Annotated in this window: 17 protein-coding genes; 9 read left to right on the top strand and 8 right to left on the bottom strand. The window is 40.1% G+C overall.

All coding sequences use genetic code 11. The features are described 5' to 3' along the window. Nucleotides 1-51: 51 nt before the first annotated feature. From dnaN to FZF08_RS25325, 3 genes are all read left to right on the top strand, one after another. Nucleotides 52-1,176 (top strand): DNA polymerase III subunit beta, encoded by a 1,125-nt coding sequence (gene dnaN, locus FZF08_RS25335; RefSeq protein WP_137341177.1) that lies wholly within the window; start codon nucleotides 52-54, stop codon nucleotides 1,174-1,176. Between the two features lie 272 nt (nucleotides 1,177-1,448). After that, a complete protein-coding gene (locus tag FZF08_RS25330; protein WP_159475380.1) occupies nucleotides 1,449-1,823 on the top strand; it encodes a BlaI/MecI/CopY family transcriptional regulator in 375 nt (124 codons plus the stop codon). A gap of 2 nt (nucleotides 1,824-1,825) precedes the next feature. Further along, complete coding sequence (locus tag FZF08_RS25325; protein WP_159475377.1) at nucleotides 1,826-3,655, top strand: M56 family metallopeptidase; 1,830 nt, start codon at nucleotides 1,826-1,828, stop codon at nucleotides 3,653-3,655. A 70-nt stretch (nucleotides 3,656-3,725) separates the two neighbouring features. Here FZF08_RS25325 and FZF08_RS25320 read toward each other — a convergent pair whose 3' ends face one another. The 6 genes from FZF08_RS25320 to FZF08_RS25295 form a co-directional block, all read right to left on the bottom strand. Further along, a complete protein-coding gene (locus tag FZF08_RS25320; protein WP_159475374.1) occupies nucleotides 3,726-4,748 on the bottom strand; it encodes an LLM class flavin-dependent oxidoreductase in 1,023 nt (340 codons plus the stop codon). Between the two features lie 135 nt (nucleotides 4,749-4,883). Further along, on the bottom strand, nucleotides 4,884-5,951 hold the full coding sequence (locus tag FZF08_RS25315; RefSeq protein ID WP_159475371.1) for a ferredoxin--NADP reductase: 1,068 nt from the start codon (nucleotides 5,949-5,951) through the stop codon (nucleotides 4,884-4,886). A 169-nt stretch (nucleotides 5,952-6,120) separates the two neighbouring features. After that, nucleotides 6,121-7,338 carry a pyridoxal phosphate-dependent aminotransferase gene (locus tag FZF08_RS25310; RefSeq protein ID WP_159475368.1) on the bottom strand — a complete coding sequence of 406 codons (1,218 nt, stop codon included), beginning with the start codon at nucleotides 7,336-7,338 and terminating at the stop codon, nucleotides 6,121-6,123. A gap of 210 nt (nucleotides 7,339-7,548) precedes the next feature. Further along, nucleotides 7,549-8,334, bottom strand: coding sequence for an ATP/GTP-binding protein (locus FZF08_RS25305; protein WP_159475365.1), 786 nt, complete (start codon nucleotides 8,332-8,334; stop codon nucleotides 7,549-7,551). A 47-nt stretch (nucleotides 8,335-8,381) separates the two neighbouring features. Next, nucleotides 8,382-9,632, bottom strand: coding sequence for a hypothetical protein (locus FZF08_RS25300; RefSeq protein WP_159475362.1), 1,251 nt, complete (start codon nucleotides 9,630-9,632; stop codon nucleotides 8,382-8,384). Nucleotides 9,633-9,809: 177 nt separating this feature from the next. Beyond that, a complete protein-coding gene (locus FZF08_RS25295) occupies nucleotides 9,810-11,021 on the bottom strand; it encodes an NADP-dependent isocitrate dehydrogenase (protein ID WP_159475359.1) in 1,212 nt (403 codons plus the stop codon). Between the two features lie 271 nt (nucleotides 11,022-11,292). On the opposite strand from FZF08_RS25295, the gene FZF08_RS25290 reads away from it, so the two are divergent. Then, a complete protein-coding gene (locus FZF08_RS25290) occupies nucleotides 11,293-11,868 on the top strand; it encodes a 5-formyltetrahydrofolate cyclo-ligase (protein ID WP_159475356.1) in 576 nt (191 codons plus the stop codon). Between the two features lie 524 nt (nucleotides 11,869-12,392). Beyond that, nucleotides 12,393-13,403, top strand: a complete 1,011-nt coding sequence (locus tag FZF08_RS25285; protein ID WP_159475353.1) for an aspartate-semialdehyde dehydrogenase — start codon at nucleotides 12,393-12,395, stop codon at nucleotides 13,401-13,403. A gap of 287 nt (nucleotides 13,404-13,690) precedes the next feature. Here FZF08_RS25285 and FZF08_RS25280 read toward each other — a convergent pair whose 3' ends face one another. Continuing rightward, nucleotides 13,691-14,908 carry an NADH-quinone oxidoreductase subunit D gene (locus FZF08_RS25280; RefSeq protein WP_159475350.1) on the bottom strand — a complete coding sequence of 406 codons (1,218 nt, stop codon included), beginning with the start codon at nucleotides 14,906-14,908 and terminating at the stop codon, nucleotides 13,691-13,693. An 87-nt stretch (nucleotides 14,909-14,995) separates the two neighbouring features. Continuing rightward, nucleotides 14,996-16,564 carry a glycoside hydrolase family 10 protein gene (locus FZF08_RS25275; protein ID WP_229216694.1) on the bottom strand — a complete coding sequence of 523 codons (1,569 nt, stop codon included), beginning with the start codon at nucleotides 16,562-16,564 and terminating at the stop codon, nucleotides 14,996-14,998. Nucleotides 16,565-16,791: 227 nt separating this feature from the next. Here FZF08_RS25275 and FZF08_RS25270 point away from each other — a divergent pair, with 227 nt between their 5' ends. The 4 genes from FZF08_RS25270 to prmA all read left to right on the top strand — a co-directional run bounded on the left by FZF08_RS25270 (nucleotide 16,792) and on the right by prmA (nucleotide 20,317). Next, nucleotides 16,792-18,606, top strand: a complete 1,815-nt coding sequence (locus FZF08_RS25270; protein WP_159475619.1) for a glycosyltransferase — start codon at nucleotides 16,792-16,794, stop codon at nucleotides 18,604-18,606. A gap of 130 nt (nucleotides 18,607-18,736) precedes the next feature. Beyond that, nucleotides 18,737-19,033 (top strand): nucleotidyltransferase family protein, encoded by a 297-nt coding sequence (locus FZF08_RS25265; protein WP_159475347.1) that lies wholly within the window; start codon nucleotides 18,737-18,739, stop codon nucleotides 19,031-19,033. After that, entirely contained in the window at nucleotides 19,023-19,373 is a 351-nt protein-coding gene (locus tag FZF08_RS25260) for a DUF86 domain-containing protein (protein ID WP_159475344.1), read from the top strand. The genes FZF08_RS25265 and FZF08_RS25260 overlap by 11 nt, the downstream gene beginning before the upstream one ends. A 107-nt stretch (nucleotides 19,374-19,480) precedes the next feature. Continuing rightward, the gene (gene prmA, locus FZF08_RS25255; protein WP_159475341.1) at nucleotides 19,481-20,317 is read left to right on the top strand and encodes a 50S ribosomal protein L11 methyltransferase; all 837 of its coding nucleotides are present in this window, start codon (nucleotides 19,481-19,483) and stop codon (nucleotides 20,315-20,317) included. The last annotated feature ends 87 nt before the right edge of the window (nucleotides 20,318-20,404 follow it).

Raw genomic sequence — 20,404 nt, 5'->3', positions numbered from 1 at the left:
AGATCTGCCTGGTTTTTTATATTTTTTATTTAAACACTTCCGTCACGAATTATGAAGTTTGTCGTTTCGTCATCGGTACTGCTCAAGCAACTGTCTGCAATTAATGGTGTCGTTTCAACGAACCCTATCGTACCTATATTAGAAAATTTTTTACTTTCTCTTGAAGGTAATCGCCTAACCGTTACTGCATCTGATTTACAGACGGTTATGATTACTGAAATCGAAGTAGAATCTACCGAAAAAGGCGCCATCGCCGTTCCTGCAAAACTTTTGCTGGACACATTGCGCGGACTTCCTGAGCAGCCTATCACGCTTCAGGTTAACAGCGAAACTTTTGGAACAGAGATTATCTCGGACAATGGTCGTTACAAATTGTCTGGTGAAAACCCGATTGATTTCCCAAAAACGCCATCTGTAAACCGTGGACAATCAGTTGATCTGTCTTCTTCCGCTTTGGGAGCCGCCATTGCCAATACCTTGTTTGCAACCAGTACAGATGATCTTAGACCCGCTATGACAGGGGTTTTTGTTCAAATGGGTGTTGAAAATGCAACATTTGTAGCAACTGACGGTCACCGTCTAGTGCGTTACCGTCGTTCTGATATCAAATCGGATGTTGATACATCGATGATCATTCAGCGCAAGGCTTTGAACTTGCTTAAATCTTGTCTGCCTTCCGACGATGTTCCGGTAAAAGCTGAATTTACTGCGTCAAACGCATTTTTCAGTTTTGGAAATATCCGCATGATCTGTCGTTTGATCGATGAACGCTTCCCGGATTACGAAAACGCAATTCCAACAAACAATCCGAATACTTTGACAATTGGCCGGATGGAAATTCTGAGCTCATTGCGTCGTATATCTATTTATTCAAACCGTACAACACACCAGGTTCGCTTGAAAATGTCCTTGAATGATCTTGTAATTTCTGCGGAAGATCTGGATTATTCAAACGAAGCAAACGAACGTTTGATGTGCGAATACAATGGAGACGATATGGAAATAGGATTCAACGCGAAATTCCTCATTGAAGTACTTGGAAATTTATCCAGCAAAACGATCACATTTGAACTTTCTGCACCGAATCGTGCCGGTCTGATCATTCCGGTTGATCAGGAAGCAAATGAAGATATATTGATGCTTGTGATGCCTGTTATGTTGAATACATACGTTTAGGATCAAAATCATTCAAATTTAGATATTCGTTTATCTTATTTTTTGTTAAAATACTAAAAAATGCCAGTAGAAAATTTCTACTGGCATTTTTATTTATCTGTAAATCAGGTTATTGCAAATAGAAATGGATCTTTTTCAAGGTAAGTACGAAAATAATCGTAATAGAGTATTGCAAATACGAATCTTTTCGTAGACATTTGTTACGAACTTATTCGTAGGCAAAACAATTCGTCTTACGTATTAGAAATCAATTTAATAAAATTTTATTAGCCATGATTATAAAACCAACAGAATCTGAACTCGAAATTTTGAATTACCTATGGAAAGAAGGCCCTTCTACTGTGAGGCAAGTTCATGATTTCCTTTCCGCATCCAAAGACACAGGTTACACAACAACGCTTAAACTGATGCAGATCATGCATGACAAAGGTGTTTTGTACCGAACTGAAAGCGGGCGCTCGCACATTTACGTAGCGTTATTGGACGAAGAAGAAACACAACAGAATTTATTAGGACGTTTTGTTGAATCAACTTTTCGTGGCTCCGCTGCCCGTTTAGTGATGCAGGCTTTGGGCAATCATTCCACGTCCAAAGAAGAATTAGATGAAATTCGTGAATTGTTAAACAACCTCGAAAACAAAAAATAGCCATGAAATCGTTTTTCAACTTATTCTCTGACACGCTTATTTCCTCGTTTGGATGGATGCTCGTTCATTCCTTATGGCAAGGATCTCTTCTGGTACTGGTTGCCGGTATTGGTCTTTATTTATTCAGAAAAAGTCCAGCTGCAACACGTTACAATGTAGGAATTCTGGCTCTTTCTTCTCAGGTCATTTCTTCAATTGTTACATTTCTTTATTATTACTTTAATACAACTCCCAAAGTTTTAAGTACCGCATTTAAAAACACTGCCCACAACGTAGCAGACTGGAAAACATTAACTTATGATCTTTCAATGACTTCAAAAGTTCAGCTTTGGCTCTCTACACATATCCAGGAACTTGTTATTTGCTGGCTTATCGGAGCAGCCGTTTTAGTGGTGAGATTTCTGGGCGGATGGATTTACACGGAATATCTTCGTCACAATTCACGCCTGGTCATGAATAAAGAATGGAGAGCAAGGTTCGGTGTTTTGACAGCGAAACTGAAAGTATATCAATCGATAGAACTGAAAGAATCTTCGAAGATTCTCACACCGATGGTGATCGGAACTTTACAGCCTGTGGTATTAATTCCAATCGGGTTATTATTAGGTTTTCCAACAGCACAAATCGAAGCCATTTTGGCGCATGAACTGGCACATATCCGTCGTCATGATTATTTAGTCAATATACTCCAATCGTTTGTTGAAGTGGTTTTCTTTTTCCATCCGGCACTTTGGTGGCTATCGGAGCGTGTTCGTACCGAGCGTGAACATTGCTGTGATGATCTTGCGATTGAAGCGTGTGGCGATCGCCTTTCGTTAGCGCACGCCCTGGTTGGCATTGCAGAATTTAAAACTAATCATTCCCTTGCTATGGCTTTTGCATCTAAAAAACCTTTGTTATTACAACGTGTAAAACGCGTTTTGGGCGTTGCTCCCAAGTCGGCCAGGATATTTGGGGGCTTGCCGGTTACGATGTTTTTTATTGCTGCATTGATCGGCGTTTCTCTTTATGCTGTTGGACAGGATACTTTAAAAAAGAAAAAGGTGAAAGCAAAAACGCATCAGTTTGCAGCAAAACCCTCCAAAGTATTTTCTGCCAGAGGTGAAAACGGTGATTTTGTAGCTATTGAATCTGAAATGGAAGTAGAGGTTCCGGAAATAGATGAAAACATCGATATTAATGAATATTTTGATGAATCGGAGTTGCCGTTTTTGAGCGATTCAGCAAGAAATAAAATGAATGAAATCCACCTGAAAGTTGAGGCTATGCAAAAAGAAATGGAGCCTTTGCATAGAAGGATAGAAGAGCTACAACTGGAAATAGAAAAGTCTCAGTTTGAAGTTGACCATTTCCAGAGAGATCAGGAAAAGCTGGAATGGAAAAAGGAACACGCTAATGAAATTCGGCAGGAGCTGATGGAAAAGCGTTCAGCGATATTTCACCCGGAAACCAAAAATGCTAAAACTAAATTAAGCGAGTCGGAAATTGAAAAACAATTATCTGATTTTGAACAGCAAATTAAAGTTCAAGAGGAGACAATTACTAAGCTTAATGCAGAAATAAGCAGCTCCCGCAAAGAAGCATTAAAAGCAGAGGAACCGTACAGAAAGGTTGAAAACGAGATGGAGGAAATAAAACGGAAAACGGACGAATACAAGGAAAAGATGGAGATAGAATCAAGGGAGATAGAAAAATTAATTCCTGCCCCTACAAGACCACCACATCCTCCAAAAGCACCAAAAATGAAATCAAAACCTGCCATAGCAGCGCCTCCGGCCCCGGCCGCTCCTGCGAAAGCACCGTCTGCTCCACCAGCACCAGCAAGAAAATAGCTGATCTAAAATATAAAGCCGTTTAATGAAAATGAATCCATTAAACGGCTTTAAATGTATTTCAGTCCTACTATTTATTGATAATCGGAGAAACTTTTTGACCTATTAATTCAATTGATTTCAAAAGTTTTTCATGCGTTAATCCGGCATTGTCCATTTGAAATGTAAGCCGTGAAATACCACCAAGTGCTTCACTATGACGAAGTATTTTGGCCGCAACTTCTTCTGGTCCGCCTACCAGTAAAGCTCCTTCGGGCCCCATTTGAGATTCAAAACGAGCTCTTGTCATCGGGGGCCATCCGCGCTCTTTTCCTATTTTGGTAAAGGATTCCGAATATCCTGGAAAGAATTCTTCTATCGCCTCTTCCGTTGTGTTTCCTACATACCCAAGAGAATGCAAACCAACTTGTAATTCTTCCGGCTTGAAACCAGCTCTTTTTCCTGCTTCTCTATACAAATCAACCAAGGGACGGAAACGATGCGTTTCTCCACCGATAACGGCTACCATTAACGGCAAACCCAATACACCGGCACGGACAAAAGATTCAGGAGTACCACCTACACCTAACCAGATCGGTATTTTTTCTTGTAATGGTCTTGGGTAAACAGGCTGATTTTGTAACGCTGGACGGAATTTCCCAGACCAGGTAATAAATTCATTATCCCGGATTTTGAGTAACAAATCCAGTTTTTCAGAAAACAACTTATCATAATCTTGGAGGTTCAACCCAAACAATGGAAATGCATCTGTAAAGGAACCGCGCCCCACAACCATTTCCGCTCTTCCCTGAGAAATCAGATCCAGTGTCGCAAAATTCTGAAACACCCGAACCGGATCCGCAGCGCTTAACACAGTTACGGCACTTGTCAATCGAATTTTCTTGGTCCGCGAAGCAGCCGCGGCCAGTATCATCGAAGGCGCAGAATCAAGAAATCCTTTGCGATGATGTTCGCCGATTCCAAATATATCAAGGCCAAAACGATCGGCATGTTCTATTCTTTCCAGTAACTGAGCCATTGCATCCACATCATCAATGGCAGTTACTGAATCGCCACTGAACATGGCCGCGAAACTATCAATTCCTATTTCCATCGTATCGTTTTGATAATGTTTGTTTAGTTAAATAAAACGCAAAGTTACCTTGATTTGCCTGCAAAAAAGCAGCGCTATACGCAAGGAGCGTCAATATCCTTTTGTATAGCACTGCTTTGAAACTTTTTTTAGAAATTATTCTACCTCAATCACCACATCATCGCTCATTGGATGTGCCACACAGGTTAAAATAAAACCTTCTTTTAATTCTGCTTCTGATAACGCATCTTCCTCATCCAACGCCACTTTTCCGGAAACGCATCTACCCATGCAAGCCGTACACATTCCTGCCTGACAAGAATACGGAAGATCAATATCCATATTCATCGCAGCTTCTAAAATCGTTTCATAGGGTTTTACCGGAACCTTATATTCTGCGCCTTCATAGAAAAGTGTGATCTCATGCGTTTTAGGCGAATCGTCGGTTTCTTCCAAAGTTACCTCTCCGGGTTTAGCCGCGGTGGCAGTTAAGAAACTTTCCTGTCTTATTTTATTCAAAGCAACACCTCTGATAGCCAAGGCGCGGTTTGCCTCTTCCATCATATCTTCCGGTCCGCATAGGAAAAATTCTGCTTCATTGATCTTTAAATCCGGCAAACCTTCCATGATTTTCAAGATATGACTTTTGTTCAAACGACCTCTTTCACCTTCCCAGCTTTCTTCCGGCTGGCTTAGCGTATAAATCACCTTAAACCGCTCCTTATATTTCTCCTGAAGAAAGCTGATTTTTTCCTTGAAAATGATACTTGATTCTGTCCGACTTCCGTAGATTAGTACAACTTCACTTTCCTGCTCAACCATCAGAATGGATTTGGCAATCGAGAATAATGGTGTTATACCGCTTCCCGCACCGATAAAGACCACCTGACGCGTCTGGTCATCTTCCTGTTTTGGAAAAAATATTCCCATGGGTTCCATGGCTTCCAGCACGTCATCAACTTTTATGGTGTCCAGTAAATAATTGGAAGCAAACCCACCAGGAACACGTTTGATCGTGATTGCCAGCGAAACATCTGTATATGGCGAGCTCGACATAGAATAAGATCGGCGTACTTTCTTGTCTCCATCGGGTAATAACAGCGTAATAAATTGTCCCGGACGGTAAGCGACTACTTCATTCAGCGGATGCCAAAAATGGATTGTTGATGCATCTTCCGTTTCTTTTTCTATTTCTTTAACCTTTAAAAAATAATATTTGCTCATGATGAATTGGCGGTCAGCTTTCGGCTATCAGCAGTCGGCTTTTGTTATTTCAGAATTTATGGTATTGTTATACTTTCAACAAGAAATTGATAAATGTAATTCGCTTTTCAAAAGAAAAAGCCTCATGGTGTTGAAAGTCCATGAGGCCCGGCAATAAATTTATTCTATATTATTTCAAGGTTGCAACTGCATCTTTAATTCTTTGTACAGCTTCTGCCAATGATTCATCAGCCGCCGCTGTTGAAATCCTGATACAATTTGGTGCACCAAAACCAGAACCGGCTACCGTAGAAACGTAAGAATTGTTCAATAACCAGTTTGCAAAATCGTCAGAATCCTTGATAAGATTCGTTCCATCCGATTTTCCGAAGTAATAACTTACATCCGGGAAAGCGTAGAAGGCTCCGTCAGGAACATTTACTTTGAAACCAGGAATTTCTTTTAACAAACCAACAACAAGATCACGACGACGGGCGTATGCTTTTGTCATTTCTATTGTTGCATCCAAAGGACCGTTAAATGCAGCCACAGCCGCTTTCTGAGCGATTGAATTGGTTCCGGAAGTAACTTGACCCTGTAATTTTTCAACACCGTCAGCGATCCATTTTGCAGCGCCTATAAACCCGATTCTCCATCCTGTCATAGCGAATCCTTTTGCTACTCCATTCACGGTAATCACGCGGTCTTTCAAAGCGGGAATTGACCCCATGCTGAAATGTCCTTCTTCTGTGAAGTTGATATATTCGTAGATTTCGTCAGCCAAAACATAAACTCCTTCATGTTTTTCCAAAACTGCACCAATTTCTCTCAACTCAGCTTCTGAATAAACAGCACCGGTTGGGTTATTTGGAGATGCATACATTACCACTTTCGTACGAGGCGTGATAGCAGCTTCCAATTGGGCAGCAGTAACTTTGAAACCATTGTCAAAAGCACCTTCCACGATCACTGATTTTCCTTCCGCCAGTTTCACCATTTCAGAGTAACTAACCCAGTAAGGAGCGAAGATAAGTACCTCATCACCTGGATTAACCAATACCTGGATCACGTTGGCCAGAGAATGTTTAGCTCCCGTAGAAACCACGATATTTTCAGGTTTCCAATCTATATTATTGTCGCGCTTAAGCTTATCAGCAATCGCCTTACGTAGATCAGGGTAACCTGCTACCGGCGAATATCCATGAAATCCATCGTCAATTGCCTTCTTGGCAGCCTCACAAATGAATGCGGGCGTTTTGAAATCTGGCTCTCCCACGCTCAGACTAATCACTTTGTGGCCTTGGGCAGCCAATTCACGGGCCATTTTGGTCATCGCCAGCGTCGAAGATTCTTCGAGGGCGTTGATACGGTCGGCCAGCACCTGGGTTTGCTCTGCTACTGCGGACATTGCAACAAAAATTAAGTTAAATGAAAATATTCCATTTGAGATTTGAACCTGTCGCAGGTCAATATCAACAAATTGCCCGCAAAGTTACGGGTTTTTTGGAAGAGTTGAAGAAATAGGAGGTCTTAAAGAAAAAAAAGAATTAATGCCTGACTTATTTAAGTATGTCAAATACGATTTTCGGAACTAAAACAATAGCTATTAACCAATTGGCTATCTCCGAACTTCAATCGAATTTTGAGTAATGACTTTTAACTCTTCTGAATCAAAAGATAACGATTCAATAGTATTATCAATATTTTCAAGTTTGATAAGTATGCCGTTCAAGGGCATATTTTCATTTTGATTAACAATTTCTCCAAAAGCCCGGATGGTATCCATACTTTGTGTCGTTGCAAAAACCTGAACGTTTAAGCGTTCTGAAATTTCAAAAATCATGCCCCACAACGCTTCATGCACCGAATAATGTAATCCATTTTCAATTTCATCAATCAGCACAATTCCATTTTCACTGGTACTTAATGCCAGTAAAATAGTCAGAATACGGTGTACGCCGTTTCCCATGCGTAGGAGCGCAACATTTCTACCGCTTTTAAAAGTAGCAATCGGATTTTTTAAATTATCAGCCACAAAATCAATTTCCATGATCCGGTCGTCCATTATTTTAAGACATCTTAGTGCTCTTTCCCGAATAAAATCCGAAAAAATATCAAAGGTATTTTGTCTTAAAAAACTCTGAATACTGGAATGTGTTCCAATGAATTTAACATTTGGAGAAAATAAAATTTCATCTTCTGTCAAAAGATTTGGAGCAAGATCATCAACAACAAGTTTTTCTTCGGGAAGAAATTCGTTCTGAGAAGAATAGAAATTTATCGATTCAAGGAAATTAGTTTTGCCGGTATTATTTTTTCCAATAATTAAATTAACACGGCTTAACGAATCAATAGTAAGATTTCTAAGATTACGAAAATTCTGTATTTCAATGGAAGCAATCATTCTTTTCTAATTTCGTGGTTATCAAAATAAATTGATAACACATCATTTTAAAAAACCTCTCCCAAATTTACAAATAATCCCCGCGAACCATTTACTCCAAATCCATAATCTATGGCGATATTGGTCCTGGAAGTTTTATTAACTTTTACACGAATACCAAAACCTGCACCGGGCGCTATTTTATCAAACTTTTTACCCGGCCAATTGGAAAAGCTTTGTGCATTTCCAAATACTACGCCACCTAAAAGCCCGTTTTGAGTCAATGCAAAGCGATATTCGGATTCAAAATAAACCATATTCGGACTGCGGAACCGTCCCTGAATATATCCACGTCCGGTATTGTTTGATGGGTCCCAGCTCGTACTTGGTAAATCAAGATAAGGAGGTTTTCCAGCAAGGGTAAGCCAGTTAAAATCCCAAAGTGCCAGTGTATTCTTGCTGCCTTTTGGAAAGTTAATATACTTCCGGAATTCCAGTACCAGCGATTGCCAATTGGTATTACTTCCCAAAAATGTCATATTATTCCGGTAACGTGCATTGGCGTAAAGTCCGTTTTTCGGATTAATAGAATTCTTTCTGCTATCGTATAAAATATTTCCAACCAGACCGGACGATACAGAACGGTTCGTGAGCCCATAAGCTGATACATCTTCGTTGGTCCCAAGTTCTTTAATTTTCCAGCGATAATCCAGCATATACCCGACTCCCGCATAAAAAGCTCCGGTAATATTTTTAAGGATCGTTTGATGCAGGCGGACGTGGGAATAATCAATTCTGTCGGCATTGGCCACAATACTATTTCCACCCAGTCCGTAAGTGTCTTGCGGATATTTGAAATAGCGCCAATCGGCAATAAAATTATAGCCATTGTCCTTCGTCCAGATATTCAGCTGAACGGGGATGGTAATCTGATTATACTGGGAATAAATAAAGGCTGTACTGACCGTAGAAATGTTGGTTGTAGCCGTATCACTCAAATAAAATGCTGCATTAGCGCTTAGCAATCCTACGACGCCTGTCGACAAGGTATACCCAATGGCTGGCACCATGGAATAAAGTATCTTACCTGCTTTGATTTCCTTTTTTCCAGGTATGGTTCTCTTGCTTTTTCTCCTCAATTGCCCCAGAACATCAATGATATCCTTTTCCTCAACTTCGGTTGCTTTTGCCGTATCGGGAATAATACTGGTTTCTACCCGCAACGAATTTTGTGCCGGAACCACTACCTGTGCGTGGACACTACAACACAAAATGCCGCAAAAAGGAAAGAAAAAAATTAGTATTAAGGCTTTGAACAAGTTGAAAATTCGGTTAAATAAGGATCAAATTTAGCTCAAAATATAAAATCCGTGCCCGGAATGAAAAGATCTAAGTATTTTCTAACTATATCCTAAAGTAACATTTTCAATAAGTATCTACAAAAAAAGCTGCCAGCTCTGTAACGAACCGGCAGCTTTTTTAATATTCAAAAACAATTAGGCTAATGCAGCTTGCAAATTGTCGTTAATTGCTTCAAGGAATTCCTCAGTATAAAGGTAATGCTCTCCGTGATTCACTTTATTTCCGTGAATACAAACAGCCAAATCCTTTGTCATTTTTCCACTTTCAACCGTTTCAACACAAACTTTTTCAAGCGTCTGGCAGAAATCGATCAATGGCTGGTTTCCGTCAAGTTTACCACGGAATTCCAATCCACGTGTCCATGCAAAGATGGAAGCAATTGGATTTGTTGAAGTTGGTCTTCCTTTTTGGTACTCACGGTAGTGACGCGTCACCGTTCCATGTGCAGCCTCCGCTTCCAAAGTATTTCCATCTGGAGTCAACAATACAGAAGTCATCAAACCAAGAGATCCAAATCCTTGTGCAACGGTATCCGACTGAACGTCTCCGTCATAATTTTTACAAGCCCAAACAAAGTTACCTTCCCATTTAAGCGCAGAAGCAACCATGTCATCAATCAGACGGTGCTCGTAATGTACTTTTCCTGCAAATTCAGTGTCGTAAATTTCCTGGAAAATATCTTTGAAACGGCCATCGTATTTTTTCAAAATGGTGTTTTTAGTAGAAAGGTACAAAGGCCATCCTTTGCCCATTGCTACATTGAAACAAGAACGTGCAAAACCACGGATCGACTCGTCCACGTTGTACATCGCCATGGCAACACCCGGCCCCTGGAATTGGTACACTTCGTGCTCAATTACCTGTCCGTCTTCACCTTCAAACTTAACAGTAAGTTTTCCTTTTCCTGGCACAACGAAATCCGTTGCTTTGTATTGATCGCCAAAAGCGTGACGTCCAACGATGATAGGAGCAGTCCAGTTTGTTACCAAACGAGGTACATTGCTCATCACGATAGGCTCACGGAAAACAGTTCCATCCAAAATATTACGGATTGTTCCGTTTGGAGATTTCCACATTTGTTTCAGGTTGAATTCCTTAACGCGGTCTTCGTCAGGTGTAATGGTAGCACATTTGATACCTACACCGAATTCTTTAATCGCATTAGCAGAATCGATCGTAACCTGATCGTTGGTTTCATCACGATATTCAATACCTAAATCGTAGTACTTAATATCTACGTCCAAATATGGTAAAATAAGTTTTTCTTTAATAAACTTCCAGATGATTCTAGTCATCTCATCTCCGTCCAACTCTACTACGGGATTTGCAACTTTAATTTTGCTCATGATTATTATTTACTATTCGAAAGTTAAAGATATTGAAATGCGACTGTGAAAGTACAATTATAGACTGAAAAGGCGAAACAGAACGCTAAGTTAGTTTGAATTTATAATTCATTCTTTCAAAATTTGTAATGCCTAAACTGTATTATTGTCCTATAAAAGCGGCTGAAAACCCCATCTACCCGGTTTCTTGTAAAATGTGTAAGATCGCTCAATAAATTTTCTAATATTGACGCTTAATAATAACCCGCACAATTAATTTCAGCCCTGCGTTATGAACAAATCCTTTTTGCGTACTGCGTTTTTAAAAAAGAGAAAGGAGCTTTCTGAAAACGAAATTGAAGAAAAAAATGAAGCTATTTTGACGAATTTCACATTTTTTTTCAAAAGCAGTACAGCAAAAACAATACACATATTTCTACCACAAATAGGTAAAAATGAAATTGATACATGGCGGATTATTTCTTTCCTTAGCCACTTCGATCAGATAAAAATCATTGTTCCAAGAATCATCCCGGGTACGAAGGAAATGGAACATTATCTGTTAACACCCGAAACGATACTAATTAATAATCAATGGCATATTCCTGAGCCAGATGCCGAAACTTCACTCAAAGTTTTACCAATTGAAATTGACGCTGTGCTTATACCCTTGTTGGCTTTTGACAAAAAAGGTTTCCGGGTTGGGTATGGGGGTGGATATTATGATCGGTTTCTGATCCAATGTAATCCTGATGTTATTAAAATTGGGCTGTCATTTTTTGAGGCAGAAGAAGAAATTACTGATCTTGATGCGTTTGATGTGGCTATGAATTATTGCGTTACGCCTTTCGGAATTGTGCAATTTTAGTATGCTATAATGAATGTTAAGTGAGCTTGTTTTGAAGTAAAAACAGATTTTGCAAAGGTTATGTCACCCGTTCCGGGTTAGGGCAATCATGAAACATTCGTTTCTATAATAATGTCATCCCTTCGGGATTGTGAATTGGAGAAACATTTTTGGCAGGTACGTTATATTTGGTAAATGCCGGTGATTTTTTGATATAACTTTAATTCGAAATTCAGTTGCCTGATACAATTTTAGTATTCGTCAATTCGTGTATCCATAATCCCGAAGGGATGACATTATTATAGAAAATTGAGACCCCGAATATCACAAAACCCCAACGGGGTGACATATAATTTGCCGGATAAACGAATTCATTTCTCAAAAATCAAAATTCAATATTTTAGCTTCAAAGCATTTGTACAATAAAAACGCAATTTGTTATTAAAATCCTCGTAAATTTGCACCACTTTTCAAATACGGCAATTTTTATCGGAATTTGTTGAGTTACAGACAATTTTACAAATCACATTAATCCTGGTTTTAGAATGAAAATCGCAGTAGTAGGCGCTACCGGTTTGGTAGGCGGCGAAATCCTCAAAGTGCTCGAAGAGCGTAACTTCCCGGTGACGGAATTATTGGCCGTTGCATCAGAAAGATCTGTTGGTAAGGAAATTACATTCAAGGGTAAACAGATTAAGATAATCGGATTTGAGGATGCCATTGCAGCCAAGCCTGAAATCGCGATATTTTCGGCAGGAGGTGGTACTTCTTTGGAGCTTGCGCCAAAATTTGCTGCGGCTGGAATTACCGTTATCGACAACTCTTCTGCGTGGAGAATGGACCCTACGAAAAAACTCGTAGTGCCAGAAATCAATGCGATTACGTTGACGAAAGAAGATAAAATTATAGCGAATCCTAACTGTTCAACCATTCAGATGGTAGTGGTTTTGCATCCGTTGCATCAAAAATATAAAATCAAACGTGTTGTTGTTTCAACATACCAATCGGTGACTGGTACCGGAAAGGCAGCCGTTGATCAGCTTTTTGCTGAACGTGCAGGTGATCACAGCGTTTCAAAAGTGTATCCGCACCCGATTGATTTAAATGTTTTGCCACACATCGACGTGTTCCTTGACAATGGTTATACCAAAGAGGAAATGAAGATGACAAACGAGACAAAGAAAATCATGGGAGACGATAGCATTGCTGTAACAGCAACAACGGTTCGTATTCCAACAATCGGCGGTCACTCCGAAGCTGTTAATATTGAATTCGAAAATGAATTTGATTTGGATGAAGTTCGTAAGATTTTGAGCGAAGCAGAAGGGGTTATCATTCAGGACGATCCAAAAAATTCCCTATACCCTATGCCGTTAACAGCACATGGAAAAGACGAAACTTTTGTAGGACGTATCCGTCGTGATGAGTCTCAGCCAAAAACTTTGAACTTGTGGATCGTTGCGGATAACCTTCGTAAAGGAGCTGCTACGAATACAGTTCAAATAGCTGAATTTCTTGCTAAACATGATTTAGTTGGTGTTGAACAGGAAGCGTAAGGTTTTCCAAATACGTTATTAAACGATAAAAGAGCGGCCGGAAGGTTGCTCTTTTATCGTTTAAAGGAAAGTGATAATGTTCAACCGGCTTTCATTAGGTAAATCGGAGCGCCCTGTTTATAGCATTGGAATCTTGAATTAGTAATTTCACTCCGTAGGAGTTTCCTGGAAATTCCAGGAAGCTCAGATGGAGCCAGGAAATATATTAGTTCAAGGCATTTCTATAAACAAAAGGCTCCAAAGGAGCCATTTCTAATCAATGATTTTGACATTAGGAAATAATATTATTACCGATCAACCTCACCCATCACCACATCAATCGAACCAATAATCGCAACTAAGTCTGCCAACAATGCACCTTTTGACAATTCTCCAATCACAGAAAGATTATTAAAAGAACAAGCTCTGGCTTTGCAGCGCACCGGAATATCCGAGCGCCCATCGGTACGGAAGAAAAATCCTAATTCTCCCTTTGGGTTTTCTGCTCGAACGTAGAAATCCATGGCTTTCGGGCGAATTTTTTTAGGGACCATCGCTTGCGGATCGAAAGATGGTGTTCTTTTATGATCGCCAAGTAGTTGCGCAAGACTCTGTTCAATTATTTTAACAGATTCCCGGCACTCAACAACACGTACCCAGGTTCTGTCCCAGCAATCACCAACGGCACCCATTTTTCCTTCACCAATTGGGATATCAAAATCAAGTTCAGGATATACCGAATAACCATCTACACGGCGCAAATCATAGCGCAATCCGGAACCGCGAAGCATGGGACCTGTACAACCATAATTGATAGCAACCGGTAAAGGAAGCACGCCGACGTTTGCAGTACGCTGAATAAAAATTTTATTGTCAACAACCAGTTGCTGTAATTCAACCAGTTTTGGTTTCAGGTAATTAACAAATTCCAAACAACGTTCTTCGAAACCAACCGGCAAATCATAAAAAAGTCCGCCGATCCAGACATAATTGTAAAGCATTCTTGCCCCACAGGTCCATTCCAGCAGCCGGAGAATCTGTTCACGATCACGCATCATCCACAAAAACGGCGTGTAAGCACCAATATCCATAGCGTAAGTTCCCAAGGCCACGAAATGAGACGCCAGGCGATTTAATTCCGCCACCACCACGCGGATATATTCAATTCTTTTTGGAATATCATTTTCTATCCCCAGCATCCTTTCCACGCCCATCACATAAGCATGTTCGGAATTCATGGCGGCTACATAGTCCAGCCGGTCAACGTAGGGAATGATCTGATTGAATGGAAGAGATTCTGCATGCTTTTCAAAACAACGGTGCAGATATCCAATATGAGGAACAACGTCCACCACTACTTCACCATCCGTCACAACTTCAAGGCGCAAAACTCCGTGTGTTGAAGGATGTTGCGGCCCCATATTAAGCACCATTTCCTCCGTACGAAGCGTTTCGGAGTTATATTTATTTGGAGCAGATATGGAAAGATATTCCGGACGGTATTCGTATTGAATGGCTTGGCTCATTTCTTGTTATATTTTCTCCTCCTGAAATTATTCAAATTTATGAACATAAACAGGATCAAATTAGTCACTATATGATCTGAATATTTATTAAAACCGTTGCAGTTTCTGATCAAGAACTTCCACTTTTAGCGGGCCGATTGGACGTCCTTCGTTATGTAAACGATCGACTGCTGTGATATAATAAACATATTTATTTCCTGACAGAACGGTCGTATCCACAAATTTTTCACCTTCATATGCCATGCCCAGAATTTTCCTTGGGTCATATGCCGAAGGCTTTTCATCCGGTTTGAAACGATAAATTACATAATAAGTAGCCGTTTCTCCATCCGTTGCGGGATCTGGTTTTTCCCAGAACAATTCCAGACCATTTGTCAATAAGGTAGCCTTTAGACTTTTTGGCGTAAGAGGTGGAATTGCATCTTTCCAGCTCATTGTCGGTACAAGTGCAGGATATCTGAACAAATCATTTCTTAGAGAATCAACAAAACCTAAATTATTATTTTTGAGTGAACGAGAGCTAAAAAAGATAGTTCCCTCCGCCTCGTTTTCGCGGGAATAACGAACTTGTCCCGGCAATTCTGTCGGATTCTGCCATTGTGTATCCCTTTCCTTGCCCCCAACACGATAGGCACCCAGGCCAACATAAAAATGGCGTCCATAACAATTTTCTGTCCACCAGTCCACAAGATTTTTATATGGAACTCTGCCGAATCTTGAAGAAAAATAAACCTGTGGCGCAATGTAATCCACCCAGCCTTCACGAACCCACTTACGGCTATCAGCAAAAAGATCGTCATAGGAAGCCAAGGCTCCATATGTTTGCGAACCTTCCGAATCAGTACCTTTATTTCGCCAGACTCCGCATGGACTTATGCCGAATTTGATACGGGGATTGACCGCCATCAAGGCATCGTGAATCTGTTTTACCAGCAAATCCACATTATTTCTCCGCCAGTCATTTTTATTAGAAAATCCCTGTCCGTATTGTCTGAAAGTGGCTTCATCGTTTATAACCTGTCCTGCAACTGCATAAGGATAAAAGTAATCATCAAAGTGTATACCATCCACGTCATAATTTTTTGCTACGTTTATGGCTATCTCGGTAATAAACTGACGAACGGCAGGAATTCCGAAGTTGAATAATTTGTACCCGTCATAACTTAAAATCCAGTCAGGATGCGTACGGCTGATATTCTCGGAAGAAACGCTGGTCGACGATTTGTGAACGAGACGATTTAAATTCAGCCAAGCATGAAATTCCAGTCCACGCCGGTGTGATTCCTTGATCATATATTCCATAGGATCCCACATTGGATCCGGACGACGGCCCTGCTGACCTGTCAGCCATTCCGACCAGGGTTCATTACTTTTTGCATAAAAAGCATCACCAGCAGCCCGAACCTGTACAAAAACAGCGTTCATTCCGGCTCTTTTATGAAAATCAAGAAGATTTGAAAACTCTTTGCGCTGTTCATCGGGCACAAGATTTTTACTGCTAGGCCAGTCGATGTTATCCACCGTCGCGATCCAAACTGCCCTGAATTCCCGTTTTGGAGGATAAATGTCGTCAAATTCTGTGCTTTGAGCCTTACAGCCTTCCAGTAAAAAAATGGTCAGCAGCAAGGTAAACGCAATAATTGGAATTTTTTTCACTATATAACGAATGCAAAATGTTAATCCGATCAAAGTAACGTATTTTAGACCAAAGTTAGCCGAGAAGTTGTTTAATTTGTCTTAGCAGCAAATAAACATCACAGTATTATTGCTATTGTGAATAATTTTTCTGGATATTTATTGTGTAATTACAAGGATTTTTTGTGACGAAGTCCCAAAAAATCACCAAAACATACCGCTATAACGCTTTAAACCTGTCTCCCATATTGGAACCATTTGTAAAAACAACTAAAAAAAACGTCCTTTTTGAAATAGCCTGGGAGGTTTGCAATCAGGTCGGTGGGATTTATACCGTTATCAGAACCAAGGTGCCGGCTATGGTCGAGAAGTGGGATGATAATTATTATTTACTCGGGCCTTATTTTGAAAAGAAAGCATCGTCCGAGTTTGAAGAAATTACAGATCTTGATGATACCAATGTAGGTAAAACAGTGCGCAGGCTTCGTGAAATGGGTTATACAGTTCATTACGGATTCTGGCTGGTAACGGGCAAGCCGCGGGTCGTGCTTTTTGATCTGGAGAGTATCAATCCTGAGCTGGACACTATTAAGTATAATCTCTGGGAAAAAAATCGCATTTCGACCATCAATACCGAACCCTTGGTAAACCAGACTTTATGTTTTGGTGAATTGGTGCGTATTTATCTAAAAGAATATGCAGAAGAAAATGCGCGAAGAGAGGATATTTCTGCACAATTCCACGAGTGGATGGCCAGCAGCGGACTTCCTGATCTGAAAAGAGAAAATGTAAAAATCGCTACAACTTTTACAACGCATGCTACCATGCTGGGCCGTTATCTGGCACAAAATGTGGAAGGTTTTTACAGTAAACTTCCGTTTTTCGACTGGGAGCAGGAAGCCAGAAATTACAACATCGTTACCCAGGCTTCTATTGAAAGATTTGCGGCATTAAGTGCACACGTTTTGACAACGGTTAGTGATGTAACAGCACGCGAATGCGAAGTATTTTTAGGAAGAATGCCGGATCTGGTTACGCCAAATGGATTAAACGTGGTTCGTTTTCAGGCAGTCCACGAATTCCAGAATCTTCACTTGAAATACAAGGAGCGAATTCACGAGTTTGTTTTGGGTCATTTCTTTCCAAGTTATTCTTTTGATCTTGACAAAACGCTTTACTTTTTCACATCCGGCCGTTACGAATTTAGTAACAAAGGTTATGATTTGACTTTGGAAGCATTAGCTCGGCTAAATTACAAAATGGTACAGGCCAATATGGACATGACGGTTGTGATGTTTATAGTGACTAAACAGCCTTATTATTCTGTAAACCCGGATGTTTTGCAGTCGAGGGCGGTACTTAACGAATTGCAGGAAACCTGTACAGCGATTGAAAAGGAAGTTGGAGAAAAACTTTTCCTGGCAGCCGCTTCGGGCGTTGATCATAAAATGCCTGATCTGAACAATTTCGTGGATGAGTACTGGCGTCTGCGTTTGCGTCGCACAATCCAAACCTGGAAAACAGATAAATTACCTGCCTTCGTTACGCATGATTTGAAAGAAGAAGATGGAATTACTGATTTCTGCAGAAAGGCAAATCTGGTAAACAATGAACGCGACCGCGTGAAAATCGTTTATCACCCGGATTTCATTTCTTCAACAAATCCTCTATTCGGACTTGATTACGGACAATTTGTACGTGGATGCCACTTGGGCGTTTTCCCAAGTTATTACGAGCCTTGGGGTTATACTCCGCTGGAATGTGTTGTTCGAGGTGTTCCTACAGTAACAAGTGATTTGTCAGGATTCGGTGATTATATCATGCAGATTATGCGGGATTATGAAAACCGCGGAATTTATGTGATTAATCGTAAATCCCAGACTTACGCCCAGGCCGCCGATCAAATGGCTGACATTTTGTTCAAATTCGTAAAAATGCAGCGCCGCGACCGTATTATGCAGCGTAACCGCGTTGAGAATATTTCTGATGTTTTTGACTGGATGAATTTGAGATCTTATTATGATACTGCGCATGATTTGGCAGCTAAGAGAAAGAAACCTTAAAGACGCTATTTCGGTAACACGACATAGATAATAATTTGTTTTGAGCCTGATTAAATTTATATTGTTAAAGATTTGTTTCTTTTGACGTATAGTTTTATTCAGGCTCTTATCTTGTAAAACCAATCCTCCAATGACTAATCTTCAAAATTTACAAAATAAACTTTCTGGATTCTGGAGTGATAAGCCTATCAAAAAAGCATATCTGTTTGGCTCTGCTGCAAGACAGGAGATGCTTCCGGACAGTGATATTGATATTTTGGTAGAACTTGATCAAAGCAAACTCATCGGTATGATTGAGTATATCAAAATTATTGAGGCCCTGGAAAATCTTCTGGAAAGAAAGGTTGATCTTGTTACAACGGATGGGCTTTCTCCTTACATCAAACCTACAATTGACAGAGAAAAGTTACTTATTTATGAGGAGTAATTTAGGAGATCCTGAGCGTCTTGCTCACATTTTGGAAGCAATTGAAAATATAGAAGTATTTCTTCTAGATATGGATTTTGCGCAATTTGAGATAAGTAAGTTGCACCTTTCCGCAACGGAGAGACAATTAGAAATTATTGGAGAAGCAACTGCCACTATATCTCCTGAAACAAAATTGCGATTTCCCCAGATTGAGTGGCAACCTATAAAACAATTTAGAAATATTATCGCCCATGAATATTTTGGTGTGAGTACGCAGATACTATGGGGTGTTGTAAGAAAAGAATTACCCATTCTTAAAATTCAAATCCAAATGGTCATTGATCAATTGGGAAAATAACTTCCAAAACTCATTTAGAACGATTATAACCCGCCCTTCCGCTTTTCTTCTCTTGAATTTATAAAAAAATTCAAGACCTTCACCATAGAATATTATACCAACAAAGCATGAATTACGTAGAAGTGCAACTCGAACTTGAATCTGACTTTACAGAAATATTAATTGCCGAACTGGCTGAGGCTGGTTTCGAATCATTTGTGGAAACCGACGAAGGTTTGCAGGCCTATATCATTGAAGAAGATTTCAGTGAAACCGTTTTACAGGAGCTAATTGCCAAATACAGTGAGATTACCGCAATTTCGAGTTCCTGGAAATCGTTAGAAAGAAAGAACTGGAATGAGGAATGGGAAAGAAGTTATGAGCCTATTGAAGTAGGAAAAGACATCCGTATCAGGGCAACTTTTCATGAGCCGGATCCGACTTTTACCTACGATTTACTCATTCAACCTAAAATGTCATTTGGCACCGGCCACCATGAAACGACCTGGCTTGTAATGAGCGAGCAACTAAATTTACCTCATGCGGGTCTTTCGATTATGGACGTCGGCTGCGGAACAGGAATTCTGGCGATTTTGGCATCAAAACTGGGAGCAACGAGTTTGTTAGGTTTTGATATCGACGAATGGGCCGTTGAGAATACCGCTGAGAATTTCGCGATGAATGGCTTAGGCGAGGAGGCAGAAGTATTTAAGGGAACCATCAATGAGGTTCCGGCGGAAAAACAGTTTGGCGGGATTCTCGCCAATATTAACCGGAATATTTTACTGGAAGAAATTCCAAAATATGTAAAACATTTATTGCCGGGCGGCTGGCTTATTGTTAGCGGATTCTATGAAATGGATCAGTCTGATATCGAAAAATGTGCCGCTGAAACCGGATTAACAAAATTAAGATCCAATACAAGAAATCAATGGGCGACTGTTGTTTTTGAAAAACAAAAATAGATCCTGGAAATTAAGCTATTGAAGTCAATAATTCGTTAGATTTCAATAGCTTACTTTAAAACTATAAGGCCACTTTTTGACATACTA

Source organism: Dyadobacter sp. 3J3 (genome assembly GCF_009801115.1).
Taxonomy (GTDB): Bacteria; Bacteroidota; Bacteroidia; order Cytophagales; family Spirosomataceae; genus Dyadobacter.
This window is presented reverse-complemented; position numbering and strand designations above follow the sequence as displayed.